This is a genomic window from Chromobacterium sp. CCUG 76385 (assembly GCF_059916625.1).
This window is the reverse complement of sequence record NZ_JAUCGU010000009.1, coordinates 34,351-47,783: the sequence shown is the minus strand read 5'-3', so window position 1 is coordinate 47,783 and position 13,433 is coordinate 34,351. Positions and strand designations below refer to the sequence as shown.

The following is a 13,433-nucleotide window of genomic DNA, read 5'->3' as shown; positions in this document are numbered from 1 at the left end:
CGGAAAACACAATTTAACACTATGTCATTTTTGTTTAGCTATTAATTAGTGCAAAACTAATGACTTAGGAATATATCGCTTAGTTCAGAATGTCAGGATCAGCCGCGCGCCGCCGCCCAGGCTGCAGGCATAGCGCACGGTGCCGCCGTTGTTGTTGACCAGCTGGCGCACCAGCGCCAGGCCGATGCCGCGGCCTTTGGCCTTGGTGGAGTAAAACGGGGTGAAGATCTGTTCGATCTTGTCGTCCGCCACGCCGGGGCCATTGTCGCTGACTTCCAGTTTCAGCCGGCCGCCGCGTCCCAGGCTGGCGCTGACTGTCAGCCTGGCTTCGGCCAGGTGGGCGGTGGCCTCGTAGGCGTTCTTGATCAGGTTGATCAAGGCCTGCTCCAGCTGCCCGCCGTCGGCTTTCAACTCCATGGCGGTTGATTCCACCTGGAAGACGGCCTGGCCGCCGCGGGCGCGCCAGGCGGGCGCGGTCAGCGCCTGCAGGCGTTCGAACAATTCGTTGATGTCGACGATTTCCGGGCAGGGGTCCGGCACCGCGGACAGGTTGCGGTAGCTGGTGACGAAATCGGCCAGGCTGTCGGCGCGGCGGCTGATGGCGGAGAAGGCCAGCTCCAGTTCCTGGCGCAAATCGTCGGGCAGCGCCGGCGTGTCTTCCAGCATGCCGGCGGCGCTGCGCGAGAGCGAGGCCACCGGCGTCAGCGAATTCATGATCTCATGCGTCAGCACATGCACCAGTTGCTGCCAGGCCCGCAGCGTTTCCGCCTCCAGTTCGCTTTCCAGCGGCAGCACCGCCAGCAGCCGCTCGGGGCGGCCTTCTATCACCAGGCTGCTGGCCGAGGCCAGCGCCCGCTCCACGCCGCGCTCGGTTTCAAAGCGTATCCAGCGGCGGTCGCTGCTTTGCGCCTGCAGCGCCTGATACAAGGCAGCGGGATCGCGGCTGTTGCCTGGCGCGGTCAATTTGCGGGCGCGGGCATTCAGCGGTTCGACATGGTCGGCGCTGAGCCGGAACAAGGCCACCGGCGCGTGTTCCAGGCGGATTTCCGGCGGATGGACGGCCAGCGCAGATGGTCTGAGCGGTTCCGGTTCGGCTTCGGCAGCCGCCTGGACCGACAGCTTGCCCAGCAAGGCGCTGCTGCGCCATTGCCAGGCGGCCAGCAACAGCGCGGCCAACAGGCAGAGCACCAGCACGCGCGGGGCATCGCGGCAGGCCATGGCCGTGGCGGCGATGGCGGCCAGGCCGGCGCTTTGCGACAGGATCAGGCCGCGCAGGCGCTCAAGCTTGAAGGCCATGTTTCTCCATCCTGCGATACAGCGCGGCGCGCGACAGGCCCAATAGTTTGGCGGCATGACTGATGTTGCCGGCGGATTGCTCCAGCGCCTGGCGTATGGTCTTCCTTTCCTGTTCCTCCAGTTTCAGCCCGCGGGCTGGCGACGCCAAAGGCGTTTCCATCGCCGGGACGCCGGCCAAGTCGAAATCCATCGCCTGGTAACGCTCGCCCTGGGCCAGAATGACCGCGCGTTCGCAGGCGTGGCGCAGGGCACGCACATTGCCTAGCCAGTCATGCGCCTGCAAGCTTTGCTGCGCGGCTTCGGACAGCTCGCGCAAGGGCTTGCGGTATTGCTCGGCGTAATGGCGCAGGTAGTGCCGCGCCAGCAGCGGGATATCCTCGCGCCGTTCGCGCAGCGGCGGCACGCGCAACACGATGGTATTGAGGCGGAACAGCAGGTCGCGGCGGAAGCATTGCGGATCGTGCAGCTGGATTTCCGGCAGATTGGTGGCGCAGACCACGCGAACGTCCAGCGCTTCCGGCCGATCCGCGCCCAAGGGCGTGATCTGGCGGCGCTCCAGCGCCGTCAGCAGCCTGGCCTGGTTGGCCAAGGGCAGATTGCCTATCTCGTCCAGAAACAGCGTGCCGCCAGCCGCGCTCTGGAAGCGGCCTGCGCGGTCGGCGCGGGCGTCGGTGAACGCGCCTTTGCGGTGGCCGAACAGTTCGCTATCGAATGTCGATTCCGGCACCGCGCCCATGTCCACGCTTTGGAAGGGGCCATGGCGACGCTGCGAGGCGCGATGGATCGCCCGCGCCACCAGCTCCTTGCCAACGCCGTTTTCGCCCAGAATCAGCACATTGGCATCGGTGGGCGCCACGCTGGCGATCAGCGCGCGCAAAGTCTGCATCGCTGGCGATTCCCCTAGCAGTTCGTCGTCCGCCGCGTGGCTGGACGGTGACGCGGCTTGCAATGCGCGCAGCGCGCTGGCCACCGTGTGCAGCAGCTTGTCGTTTTGCCAGGGCTTGGTGATGAAGTCGCTGGCGCCTTGCTTCAGCGCGGCCACCGCCAGCGGCACGTCGGCATAGGCGGTCAAGGCGAAGACCTGCGGCGGCCGCGGCAGCGCGCGCAGCCTGGCCAGCATGGCCAAGCCTTCCGCTCCGTCTATCGCGCCGGGGGAGTAGTTCAGATCCAGCAGCACGATATCGGCCTGACGCTGGCGTTGCCAGGCGTCGAACAGCTGCGGATGCGGCAGGTGGACGAAGTCGGCATCGAGTTTGCGCAGCAGCATGCGCGCGGCCAGCGCGACGTCTTCGTCGTCTTCTATCAGCAAGATCACGGGGCGGCTCATCGGCCCACCTTTTAATTAGCACAAAGTCATGATGTTGCGGCGTCGCCGACGGCTTGGCAAGTACGGCGCTGTCCGCCGGGCGGACAGTGTCCGCTATCGGACGCCGCTGGCTGTCCGGTTCCGGACAGTTTTGGGAGGTTGAGTAAATTTTTCATTCATATTCAGTGGGTTGAATTCTGGCACGGAGCTTGCTGCGACAAGGGCATAGTCGAAGCGAGGTGATGTCATGAACCGCAAATTTCCCTGGATAGTGTTGGCCCTGTTTGTCATTTTGGTCGTGATGGGCATCGTCCTGGAGGATGCGTCGCTGTCTTTCGCCTGCCACCTGGGAACGGGCGGCATGCGCGTGGCGGCCAATCTGGGCGTATTCAGTCTGAAGCTGCAATTGTCTTGGCTGGCGGGAGGCGTGGCGTGAGCGAGGCGCATGCGGAGGCGCCGGTCAGCGGCGCGGCCATGGATGAGGTGGTGGCGCGCAAACGCTGGAGCCGCGGCCGGCAGGCTGGCCTGGCCGCGCTGCTGTTGGCCTTGGGCGGGGCTGCGGCATGGTGGGCTTGGCAGCCGTCCGGATTGCGCGTGGCGGCGAGCGAGCTGCAGATCGCCACCGTCGTCCAGGGCCGTTTCAGCGACGAAGTGATCCTGCGGGCCACGGTGCAGCCGGCGCAGTCGGTGCTGCTGGATCTGGTAGAGGGCGGCCGGGTGGACGAGGTGTTGGTTCACGATGGAGACAAGGTCAAGGCTGGCCAGGTGCTGTTGCGGCTGTCCAATCCGCAGCGCCAGCTGGACCTATTGGCGCGCAAGTCCGATCTGGCGCAGCAGTACGCCAATCTGTCATCCACCCGCGAACAACTGGAGGCGACGCGCAGCGACTACCGCCGCCGGCTCAGCGACCTGGCCCTGAAGCTGAAGCAGCAGGAGCGCCAATACCGGCGCGATGCCGCGCTGGCGGCACAGGGTTTTATCTCCACCGCCGCGCTGGAGGATTCGCGCGACCGGCTGCAGCAGTATCGCGAAGACTACCGCGACGAGCAGCAGAGCCAGGCGCGCGAGCTGGGCATCAAGGCAAATGCGTTGCGGCAGATGCAGCAGGCGCAGGATGAGCTGAGCCGCGGCACAAAGATGGCATCGGACAGCCTGGCGGCGTTGTCGCTGCGCGCGCCCATGGATGGCCAGCTGACCAATTTCACCGCTCAGGTCGGCAGCTCGCTGAAGCCGGGCGACCGCGTGGGCCGGGTTGATGGGCAGGGCCGTTACAAGCTGACGGCGCAAGTGGACGAGTTCTATCTGGCGCGGGTGAAGCGCGGCCAGCAGGCCGCCATCGAATTGGACGGCGGCGCGACGGCGACCGCCAGAGTCGGCAATATCAATCCGCAGGTGCAGGATGGCCATTTCCAGCTTGAGCTGCTGTTCGACGCGCAGCCGGCCGGCGCGCTGAACGCGGGCCAGGGACTGGACGGCAGGCTGACGCTGGGGCAGGCGGCGTCGGGCTTGGTGTTGCCCAACGGCGCGTTCGTCAACGATACCGGCGGCACGTGGGCCATGGTGCTGAATGCCGACGGCAGCCGCGCCGAGCGCCGCGCCATCCGCCTGGGCCGCCGCAGCCAGACCCAGCTGGAAATAGTGGATGGATTGAAGGCCGGCGAACGGGTCATCGTCTCGTCCTACGCCGCCTTCGGCAAATACACGCAGCTGACGCTGCAATGACAAGGGAGAAGAAAACAATGATCAAGCTGAAGAACATCAGCAAGCTGCACATCGGCGGCGAAGTGCAAACCCGCGCGCTCAATGGCGTGGATCTGGAAATCGAGGCCGGCGAGTACGTGGCGGTGACCGGCCCGTCCGGCTGCGGCAAGTCCACGCTGCTGTCGCTGCTGGGTCTCTTGGACGTGCCCAACGGCGGCGAATACTGGTTCGACGGCCAAAACGTCGCCGGCTGGAGCGAATCTCGCCTGAATCAGCTGCGCCGCGGCCGCATCGGCTTCATTTTCCAGAGCTTCAACCTGATCGAGGAGCTGACGGTGCGCGAAAACGTGGCGCTGGCGCTGGAGTATTCAGACGTGCCGTCGGTCGAACGCAAGCAGCGCGTGGACGCGGCGCTGGCGCGGCTGGGCGTGGCCCATCGCGCCGGCCACTATCCGTCGCAGCTGTCGGGCGGCCAGCAGCAACGGGTGGCCATCGCCCGCGCGCTGGTGTCGCGGCCGGCCCTGCTGCTGGCGGACGAACCGACCGGCAACCTGGATAGCGCCCATGGCGACGAGGTGATGAAAATGCTGCGCGAAATCAACGCCGACGGCACCACCGTGGTCATGGTCACCCACTCGCCGTCCCACGCCGCGCTGGCCTCGCGCACCATCAATATGCTGGATGGCCGCGTAGTGGTAGATGCGACTCAGCTCTGAGGAAACCTCCATGAACGAGATACTGAAGGACTTCCGCGTCGGCTGGCGTTGGCTGATCAAGGAGCCGGGCTGGTCCGCGCTGGTGATCGGCGGTTTGGCCATCGGCTTTGCCTGCTGCGCGCTGCTGCTGGCTTATGTCGCCTACTCGGCGCAGTTTGACCGGCACATCGAGGGGCGCGAGCGCGTTTACATGCTGAAGGCTAGGCCGAATATGAATGGCGTGCGCAATGACTGGCAGCAGGAAGTCCCGGTGATCGCTGGACAGGTGTTGCGCGATAGCGGCGTAGTGGAGCGCGTCAGCATGGCGATGGGCAACTTCGCGCCGGTGCGGGTGGGCAGCGCGGTCAGCAATCGCTGGGTGACGCTGGTCGATCCGGATTTCGCCGAATTGTTCGAGCTGAAAACACTGGCGGGAGACCTGCGTCAAGCCTTGACTCGGCCTGATAGCGCCGCTTTGACCGAAGAAGAAGCGATGCGGATGTTCGGCACCGCCGCGGCGCTGGGCAAGACGTTTTCCGTGGCGGGCAAGCCGCAGACCGTGGCCGCGATTGTCGCCACCCCGCCGGCCACCGCCACCCAGCGCTACGCCATTCTCGGCGGGAGGATGAGCAGAATGGCCAGCGATGGCATGTATTCCAACTTCTACAGCCATTGGTTCAGCTGGGGCGCGTCCTTGTACTTCCGCCTCAAGCCGGGACATGGGGCGGCTGAGGTGGGGCCTCTGCTGGCGCAAGCCTTGAAGCAATCCCCAAGCTATCGCGATCCCAGCTTGCAAGCGATTGAGGCCAAGCTGTCGGGGCGCAATCTGATCGATTTCTCCGCGGTGAAGCTGGCGGATGTCTACCTGGACCCGGAACTCGATCAGAGCGCCGATCCGGCGCGCCACGGCAACCGCGCCATGCTGCTGGGCTGCGCCGCCATCGGCCTGCTGATCCTGCTGCTGGCAGCCATCAATTACATCAATCTGGCGACCGTCCGCACTATCCGTCGCCAGCGCGAGATCGGCGTGCGCAAGGTATTGGGCGCCGGGGTGGGGCGGGTGGCTGGACAGTTCATCGCCGAATCGGTGCTGATCGCGCTGGTGGCGGCCCTGATCGGCCTGCTGCTGGCCTGGTTGCTGTTGCCGGTATTCGGCCAGCTGCTGCGGCGCGACCTGGCCGGAATCTTGGGCTGGCAGGGTATGGTTTTGACCTTGCTATGCGCGGTCGTGGTCGGCGTGCTCAGCGGCCTCTATCCGGCCTGGATTGCCGCCCGCGTGCGCGCGACCCAGGCTTTGTCGGGCCGCGATCAGCAGGAAACCCGCCAAGGTGTCTGGCTGCGGCGCGGGCTGACGGTGGCGCAGTTCGGCATCGCCATGGGCCTGGCGGGCGTGACGCTGGCCGTGGCCTGGCAAACCTGGCATGGCGCGCGCTTGCCGGCCGGGTTTGAGCGAGATGGGCTGTTGTTTGTGGCGGCGGGGGATGCCAATGCCAAGGACCTTGCGCAGCGCAGAGCGCTGCGCGCCGAGCTGTCGCGCCAGCCTGGCGTGGCGGCGCTGAGCTATGTCGATGGACCGCCGGCGGGCGACAGCAGTAATTCGAACAATTTCCGCCTGGCCGGCGGAACCTACCAGAACATGCGCTATCGCATGGTCGATTGCGGCTTTCTGCAGACCTATCGTCTGCCGCTGTTGGCCGGGAGAAGCGCTGCGGCATGCGACGCCAATGGCGCGGCGCTGCCCGGTGCGGGACTGGTCGTGTCCGAATCCGCCGCGCGCCGCCTGGGTTTTGCCGCGCCGCAGCAAGCTATCGGCCGCATGGTCGAGTCCGATACTTTCGCCGACGGCAAGAAGCCGATCAGCGCCGTGGTGGCGGACATCGCCGAGCAAACTTCGCGGGAACGGGCGATACCGATGGTGTATTTCGCCATCGGGCCGCAGAACCCCTATGCCAGCACGCTGGCGATACGCTACCGCGGCAGCGAGTCCGCCATGCGGCAGACTTTGGCCGCGCTGTGGCCGCGCTACTTCCCGGATTATCCCTTGCTGCCGGTCAGCGCCGGCCAGCAACTGGACAAGCGTTACGGCCAGGACATCCGCACGGCGCAGTTGCTGGCGATTGCCTCTGTCGTCGCCATGCTGATCGCCGCCTTCGGCATTTATGTGCTGTCGGCATACTCGGTGCAGCGCATGGCGCGGGAGGTGGCGCTGCGCAAGCTGTACGGCGCCGGCGGCTTGGCGATTGCCGGATTGGTCAGCCGCGAGTTCCTGCTGGTGTTGGCGGTCAGCGCCGCGCTGTCGCTGCCGCCGGCCTGGCTGTTCATCCGCCACTATCTGGCTGGTTTTGTCGTCAGGGCGCCGATAGGCGGCTGGACGCTGTTATTGTCCTTGCTGCTGTGCCTGGCGGTGGCCGCGCTGGCGGTGTGCCGTCATCTGCTGGGCGCCATGCGGCTGCGGCCGACGCTGGCATTGCGCAGTTAGGCGGCGGGGCGGCGTCAGCCGCCTGGGTTCCGGCGTGAAATGCGAAAAAGCCCAGCATCTTGCAATGCTGGGCTTTTTCTGAATCCTGGCGTCCCCACGGGGAATCGAACCCCGGCTACCGCCGTGAAAGGGCGGTGTTCTAACCGCTAAACTATAGGGACAGCTGGCGCACCCGGAGCGATTCGAACGCCCGACCCTCTGGTTCGTAGCCAGATACTCTATCCAACTGAGCTACGGGTGCGTATTGTGGCGTCCCCACGGGGAATCGAACCCCGGCTACCGCCGTGAAAGGGCGGTGTTCTAACCGCTAAACTATAGGGACATGCCTGGCGCACCCGGAGCGATTCGAACGCCCGACCCTCTGGTTCGTAGCCAGATACTCTATCCAACTGAGCTACGGGTGCGCTGTGTCGCGAGACGTTGTGTCTTGCGAGAGACCGGATAATACAGAGGTGAAATATGGGTGTCAACACAGCGTAGGATTTTTTTTATAAAGCCGGTAAACTGGCCGCCTGTTCCTGTCGCGGCAGGCCAACATTTTGAACTAAACGTCATGAGTCATGGCTGCGCCAAGGAAAGCGAAGCGAGATTGAATACCCTGTTTGAACAGCCCTGCGCCATTGTCGATCTGGAAACCACCGGCGGCGACATCGCCCGCGACCGCATTACCGAAGTCGGTCTGGTGCTGGTGGATGGCGAGCGCGTCGAGCGCCTGTCCTGGCTGGTCAATCCTGGCCAACCGATTCCGCCCTTCATCGAAAACATGACCGGCATCAGCAATGAAATGGTGGCCGCCGCGCCGCCGTTTGCCGAATTGGCCGACGAATTGCTGGCCCGCCTGCAGGGGCGGCTGCTGCTGGCGCACAATGCCCGCTTCGACTACGGCTTCCTGCGCAACGAATTCCGCCGCCTGGGCCGCCGTTTTCAGGCGCGCGCGCTGTGCACGGTCAAGCTGTCGCGCCGGCTGTATCCGCAGCATTTCAAACATAGCCTGGACAGCCTGATCGCCCGCCACGGCATAGACATGCCCGAACGCCACCGCGCCCTGGCCGACGCCGAGGCGGTATACCGCTTCATCGGCATCGCCAGCCAGGAGCTTGGCGCAGACAAAGTGGCGCATGAGGCGGCGCAATTGTTGTCGCAACCGGCCGAAGTCTCCAGCCTGCCGGCGGAACTGCAGCGACAGATTGAAGACATGCCGGATTCCGCCGGGGTGTATGCCTTGTTCGGCGAGGATGGCCGGGCCTTGTATGTGGGCCGCGCGCCCAATCTGTACCGCAAGACGCTGGGGCATTTCGCCGAGCGCAAGCCCAGCCGCCACGAAGTGCGGATAGACGAGCCGGTTGCCCGGGTGGAATGGCGCGAGTGTTTGAGCGAGTTTGGCGCGCAGTTGCTGGAGCTGCAGTGGCTGGGGCGTTTGCAGCCGGCGCACAATCCGCGGGCCAGGATGATGGGCGAGGTGTGCACCTTGCAGCTGCAGACTGGAACCGATGGCTTTGTCCGCCCATTGACGGTGTCGGCGCGCGATATCGATTTCAGCCGCACGGCGGATTTGTACGGCCTGTTCCGCAATGCGCGCGAGGGCCGCAAGGCGCTGGCGCAGATCGCCTTGGCGCAGGGCTTGTGCCAGTCCGTGCTGGGCGTGGAGCAGGTGACCAGCCGCAAAGGCGTGCCCTGCGCGGCCTACCAGATCGGCCGCTGCCGCGGCGGCTGCGTGGGCCAGGAGGCGGCGGACAGCCACAATGCTCGCCTGTTGTCTGCGCTGCAGCGGCTGAAGGTCAAGCCGTGGCCGTTCGCAGGCGCCATCGCGGTGCAAGAGCGCGACATTGTGTGCGGCGACGTGGTGGAACATCTATTCGACCGCTGGTGCTACCTGGGCAGCCGCCGCAATGGCGGGGCGCTGGAAGGGGAGCCGGCATTCGATCTCGATTACTACAAGCTGCTGGAGAGCGAGCTGCGCAAGCCGGACCGAGAGCTGCGCATGCTGTAAACAGAAAAGGCAAGCTGCGCAGCTTGCCTTTTTGATGATGTCCGATGGCCGAGGTTTATTCGTGCATCGCCAAGTAGCCGCGCAGCCGGCTTTCAATGATGCGCGGATTTTCGCCGTTGGCGATGGCGACCACGCCTTCCACCACCAGCTCCTTCATGGCGACCTCTGCGGCCACCAGGTGCTTGAGCTTGTTGCCCATCGGCAGGAAAAACAGGTTGGCCGAGCCGACGCCGTATACGGTGGCGACGAAGGCCACCGCGATGCCGCCGCCGAGCTTGGACGGATCGGACAGGTTTTCCATCACGTGGATCAGGCCCAGTACGGCGCCCAGAATGCCCATGGTCGGCGCATAGCCGCCGGCAGATTCCCAGATGCGCGCGGCCTGCTTGCGGGCATGCTCGAACATGCTGATTTCCACTTCCATCACCGCGCGCAGCGTTTCCGGCTCGGTGCCGTCCACCAGCATCTGCAGCGCCTTCTTGGTGAAGGGATCGCGCTGCTGGGCGATCATGCCTTCCAGTGAAAGCAGGCCCCCCTTGCGCGAGCCCTGGCTCCAGCTGACCACTTCGCGGATCATTCGCTCATGATCGAAGTTGGGCGGGCGGAATACCCAGCGCAGCATGCGCAGGCCGGCCATGAATTGCTTGGGCGTGCTTTGCAGCATCACCGCGCTGGTGGTGCCGCCGATGACGATCATGAAAGCCGTCAGCTGCATCAGCGAGCCGATGCTGCCCCCTTCGATGGCTTGCCCCGCAATAATGGCCGTCAAGCCCATCACCACTGCGATTAAACTGATCTTGTCCACAAGTTTTCCGTTATTGATCTGGTCTGAAATCCGGCGCCTTAATCACCGAACTCTCCCTTACAGCCAGTCTTTCAGTTTGGCGCGCAGCCGGGCGATGGCCTGGCTGTGCAATTGGCAGACGCGGGACTCGGTGACGCCGAGCACCGCGCCGATTTCCTTCAGGTTCAGTTCCTGCTCGTAATACAGCGCCATCACCAGTTGGTCGCGTTCCGGCAGCAGCTTGATGGCGGAGATCAGCTGCCGGCGAAAGCTGTCGTCCGATAGCGCGGCCAGCGGGTCCGGCGAGTCATCATCGGCGACATTGGCTACAGGATTGTGGCCGTGTTCGTCGTCGCCGCTGTTGAAATCCTCGAAATGCAGCAGCGTGGTGCCTTTGCATTCGCCCAGCATCTCCTGGTATTGCTCCAGCTCCATGCCCAGTTCGGCGGCGATTTCCGATTCCAGCGGCGCGCGTCCCTGCTGCTGTTCCAGCTTGCAGATGGCTTCCTCGATCTGCCGCGAGTTGCGCCGCGCCTGGCGCGGCAACCAGTCTTCGCGGCGCAGCTCATCCAGCATGGCGCCGCGGATGCGCTGGCTGGCGAAAGTTTCGAACATCACGCCCTGGGCCGGGTCGAATTGGCGCGAAGCCTCGATCAGCCCGATCATGCCCACCTGGATGAGGTCGCCCAACTCCACCGAGGCAGGCAGCCGGGCGATCATGATGCTCGCCAGCTTGCGCACCAGCGGCGCGTAGGCCTCCACGTCGATCTCGACGCTGGGGGCGGCTGCGACGTAGCCCGATCGGCGGAAGGACGGGTTCATAACAGTTTGGCTCCATCCGCCTCGGCCCAATCGCGCGAGGCGGCAATCAGCAAGTCCATGTATCCGGTGCTGTCGCGCACGGTTTCCGGCGCGTCCCATTGCAGCAGGACCGCGGCCAGCTGCGAGAACGCGGCGGCGGCCTCGCTGTCCGGAAACGCCTCCATCAGCGGCCGGTGCAGCGTCTGGCTGCGCCGCACCGCATTGTCGTGCGGCACGAAGCCCACCCAGCGTAGCGAGACGGTCAGAAACTCGCTGGCCACCGCCGACAGCCGGGTGAACAGCTCGCGCGCCTCGTCCAGATGGCGCGCGCGGTTGATCAGCACATTGAAGCGCTGGCGGCCATAAAGGCTGGCCAGCCGCTTGATATTAGCGTAGGCGGTGGTCAGCGAATCGGCATCCGGTGTTAATACCAAAATCAGATTGTCGGCCACGCTGGCCGGGATCGCGTCCTGGCTTGGGTTCGGCGCATCCACCAGCAGCGCCGACGCGTCGCGTTCCAGCGCGCCGAACTCGCTGCCCAGCCTCAGCCACAATTGGGCGGAAAACAGCGCGCGCTGTTCCGGCCGCGCGTACAGATTGATCAGCTGCACGCCCTGGCGCGACAGAATCATCATTTCGTCCAGCCCGCCCACGCTGGTGACCTGGCTTTCCAGGGTGGCGGTGGCGGGGACGCCCAGCCGGCGCGTCTGCACCTGGCCCAGGCAGCAGTCTACCACCAGCGGCCGCAGCCCGGCGTAGGCGAGTCCCAGCGACAGCTCGGTCACCACCGTGGTGGTGCCGGCGTGCGGCGAGCCGATGAAGGCGAAGCTGGGGGCGCGCTTCTGTTGAGCGGCGAGCAAGCGGAGACTGGCGGCTTGGTCCTGCATCTCTTACAACCAACCTGACTGGGCGGCGTTCATGATGGGCAGCTCGTCCGCCTGCAGCGAGAACGGCGAGCCGATCTGTTGCGCCCGCATCGCGCGGTCCACCAGGAAGGCGGCATTGGCGGAGTGCAAGTCCTCCGGCACGCGCTGGCCGTTGGTGATGTAAAACAGCTTCAGGCGATTGCGGATGATCACGTCCAGGCTGGGGCCTTGCGCCACCGCTTCGTCTATCTTGGACAGGATGCAGCCGGTCAGGCCCTCGCCGCGGTAACGCCGCACCACGTCTTCCAGCGTGTGGCCATCGGTATTGGCGGCCAACAGCAGCAGCCGTTCGATGGGCCGGCCGGCGGTGCGTAGCATGTCGATCTGCGCCAGCACCCGGGCGTCGCGCTGCCCCATGCCCACGGTGTCGATGAAGACGATGTGGCGATTGGACAGGTCGGCCAGCGTCAGCTGCAGATCGCCCTCGTTCTGGATGGAAAACACCGGCACGCCGAGGATCTTGCCGTAGATGCGCAGCTGGTCCTGCGCGCCGATCCGGTAGCTGTCGGTGGTGATCAGCGCCACGTGCTGGGCGCCGAAGCGCATCGTCGCCCGCGCCGCCAGTTTGGCCACCGTGGTGGTCTTGCCGACGCCGGTGGGGCCGACCAGCGCGAAGATGCCGCCGCGATCCATCACCTCGCGGTCGGCGTCGGCGCACTTCAGGTTATGCACCAGGGCGGAGCGCGCCCATTTCACCGCCACTTCGCCTTGATACTGCGCCGGCATCTTTTCGATCAGCTGTCGGATCAACTGGGCGGAGAAGCCCATCGCCAGCAGGTGCTTGAACAATTCGATGCGGTTGGGCGCCTTGCCTTCCATATCGGACCAGGCGAAGCTGGCCAGCTGGCTTTGCAGCAGGCTGCGGAGCAGCTTGATCTCGTCGCCGATCAGTTTCAGTTCCTGCGCCATCTGCTCCGGCTCCTCGCCATTGGCATGCGTTGGCGGCGCGATGTCCAGCCGAGGCGGCGGCGAGGCGGGCGCGGCGCGCGGCGCTTGGGCCACGGCCGGCGCCGGCTGCGCGGGCATGGCCGGGGCTTGATATTGCGGCGCCATGGCGGGGGCCGGCTGCGGCGGCGCATAAACCGGCTCCAGCCGCGGCTGGACTGCGTCTACGCGCGGCGGGGCCGGGCTTTCCAGCGGCTCCACCGGCATGGCGTAAGTGCGGGCGATGGCCCGGTTCATGGCGTTGCCGTTGACGGCGGGGGGAATGGGGGCCGGTTGCTGCGGCCGGTTGACCGTCGGCGGGGCGTTGCGCGGCGGATGCTTGCTGCTGGACGTGGACAGGGTGCTGGCGAGGTTGGCGACGTCGGAATCGGCCACCGCCATGATTTCCACGCCGCCGCCCATGGTGGGGCGATTGGACAAAATGAGGGCGTCCGCCCCCAGTTCTTCGCGAACTTGCCTGAGTGCGTCTCGAGTGGTCTTCCCGAAGAACTTTTTCACCACCATTGTCGA

At 65.4% G+C, this 13,433-nt stretch carries 11 protein-coding genes and 4 tRNA genes; 5 read left to right on the top strand and 10 right to left on the bottom strand.

Going from position 1 to position 13,433, the window contains the following annotated elements; translation table 11 throughout:
- Positions 1-84: 84 nt before the first annotated feature.
- Entirely contained in the window at positions 85-1,296 is a 1,212-nt protein-coding gene (locus tag QUG01_RS08295) for a sensor histidine kinase (protein WP_500829717.1), read from the bottom strand.
- A complete protein-coding gene (locus QUG01_RS08290; RefSeq protein WP_500829716.1) occupies positions 1,280-2,623 on the bottom strand; it encodes a sigma-54-dependent transcriptional regulator in 1,344 nt (447 codons plus the stop codon). Before QUG01_RS08290 ends, QUG01_RS08295 begins: the two co-directional genes overlap by 17 nt.
- Before the next feature lie 226 nt (positions 2,624-2,849).
- On the opposite strand from QUG01_RS08290, the gene QUG01_RS08285 reads away from it, so the two are divergent.
- The 4 genes from QUG01_RS08285 to QUG01_RS08270 are packed head-to-tail and all read left to right on the top strand — an operon-like array spanning position 2,850 to position 7,477.
- On the top strand, positions 2,850-3,038 hold the full coding sequence (locus QUG01_RS08285; protein WP_500829715.1) for a hypothetical protein: 189 nt from the start codon (positions 2,850-2,852) through the stop codon (positions 3,036-3,038).
- Positions 3,035-4,324 (top strand): efflux RND transporter periplasmic adaptor subunit, encoded by a 1,290-nt coding sequence (locus QUG01_RS08280; protein WP_500829714.1) that lies wholly within the window; start codon positions 3,035-3,037, stop codon positions 4,322-4,324. The genes QUG01_RS08285 and QUG01_RS08280 overlap by 4 nt, the downstream gene beginning before the upstream one ends.
- 17 nt (positions 4,325-4,341) lie before the next feature.
- The gene (locus tag QUG01_RS08275; protein ID WP_500829713.1) at positions 4,342-5,019 is read left to right on the top strand and encodes an ABC transporter ATP-binding protein; all 678 of its coding nucleotides are present in this window, start codon (positions 4,342-4,344) and stop codon (positions 5,017-5,019) included.
- Positions 5,020-5,029: 10 nt separating this feature from the next.
- The gene (locus QUG01_RS08270; RefSeq protein WP_500829712.1) at positions 5,030-7,477 is read left to right on the top strand and encodes an ABC transporter permease; all 2,448 of its coding nucleotides are present in this window, start codon (positions 5,030-5,032) and stop codon (positions 7,475-7,477) included.
- A gap of 86 nt (positions 7,478-7,563) precedes the next feature.
- Here QUG01_RS08270 and QUG01_RS08265 read toward each other — a convergent pair.
- The 4 genes from QUG01_RS08265 to QUG01_RS08250 all read right to left on the bottom strand — a co-directional run bounded on the left by QUG01_RS08265 (position 7,564) and on the right by QUG01_RS08250 (position 7,881).
- Positions 7,564-7,638 (bottom strand) — tRNA-Glu (locus QUG01_RS08265).
- 3 nt (positions 7,639-7,641) lie between these two features.
- Positions 7,642-7,718: transfer RNA gene (locus tag QUG01_RS08260), tRNA-Arg, on the bottom strand.
- 6 nt (positions 7,719-7,724) lie between these two features.
- Positions 7,725-7,799: transfer RNA gene (locus QUG01_RS08255), tRNA-Glu, on the bottom strand.
- A gap of 5 nt (positions 7,800-7,804) precedes the next feature.
- A tRNA-Arg gene (locus QUG01_RS08250) sits at positions 7,805-7,881 on the bottom strand.
- Between the two features lie 185 nt (positions 7,882-8,066).
- Here QUG01_RS08250 and QUG01_RS08245 point away from each other — a divergent pair.
- Positions 8,067-9,467: an exonuclease domain-containing protein gene (locus tag QUG01_RS08245; RefSeq protein ID WP_500829711.1), complete on the top strand. Its 1,401-nt coding sequence runs from the start codon at positions 8,067-8,069 to the stop codon at positions 9,465-9,467.
- Between the two features lie 55 nt (positions 9,468-9,522).
- On the opposite strand, the gene QUG01_RS08240 is transcribed toward QUG01_RS08245, so the two are convergent.
- Genes QUG01_RS08240 through flhF form a run of 4 tightly spaced genes read right to left on the bottom strand, consistent with a single transcriptional unit; the run spans position 9,523 to position 13,427 of the window.
- Positions 9,523-10,272: a flagellar motor protein gene (locus tag QUG01_RS08240; protein ID WP_103318240.1), complete on the bottom strand. Its 750-nt coding sequence runs from the start codon at positions 10,270-10,272 to the stop codon at positions 9,523-9,525.
- A gap of 57 nt (positions 10,273-10,329) precedes the next feature.
- A complete protein-coding gene (locus tag QUG01_RS08235) occupies positions 10,330-11,073 on the bottom strand; it encodes an RNA polymerase sigma factor FliA (RefSeq protein ID WP_500829710.1) in 744 nt (247 codons plus the stop codon).
- Positions 11,070-11,939, bottom strand: coding sequence for a MinD/ParA family ATP-binding protein (locus QUG01_RS08230; protein WP_500829709.1), 870 nt, complete (start codon positions 11,937-11,939; stop codon positions 11,070-11,072). Before QUG01_RS08230 ends, QUG01_RS08235 begins: the two co-directional genes overlap by 4 nt.
- A gap of 3 nt (positions 11,940-11,942) precedes the next feature.
- Positions 11,943-13,427 carry a flagellar biosynthesis GTPase FlhF gene (gene flhF / locus QUG01_RS08225; RefSeq protein ID WP_500829708.1) on the bottom strand — a complete coding sequence of 495 codons (1,485 nt, stop codon included), beginning with the start codon at positions 13,425-13,427 and terminating at the stop codon, positions 11,943-11,945.
- Between the last annotated feature and the right edge of the window lie 6 nt (positions 13,428-13,433).

Coding starts and splice junctions, on each gene's coding strand:
- QUG01_RS08295 (WP_500829717.1), bottom strand. CDS start 1,296: ATGGCCTTCAAGCTTGAGCGCCTGCGCGGCCTGATCCTGTCGCAAAGC.
- QUG01_RS08290 (WP_500829716.1), bottom strand. CDS start 2,623: ATGAGCCGCCCCGTGATCTTGCTGATAGAAGACGACGAAGACGTCGCG.
- QUG01_RS08285 (WP_500829715.1), top strand. CDS start 2,850: ATGAACCGCAAATTTCCCTGGATAGTGTTGGCCCTGTTTGTCATTTTG.
- QUG01_RS08275 (WP_500829713.1), top strand. CDS start 4,342: ATGATCAAGCTGAAGAACATCAGCAAGCTGCACATCGGCGGCGAAGTG.
- QUG01_RS08270 (WP_500829712.1), top strand. CDS start 5,030: ATGAACGAGATACTGAAGGACTTCCGCGTCGGCTGGCGTTGGCTGATC.
- QUG01_RS08235 (WP_500829710.1), bottom strand. CDS start 11,073: ATGAACCCGTCCTTCCGCCGATCGGGCTACGTCGCAGCCGCCCCCAGC.
- QUG01_RS08230 (WP_500829709.1), bottom strand. CDS start 11,939: ATGCAGGACCAAGCCGCCAGTCTCCGCTTGCTCGCCGCTCAACAGAAG.
- flhF (WP_500829708.1), bottom strand. CDS start 13,427: ATGGTGGTGAAAAAGTTCTTCGGGAAGACCACTCGAGACGCACTCAGG.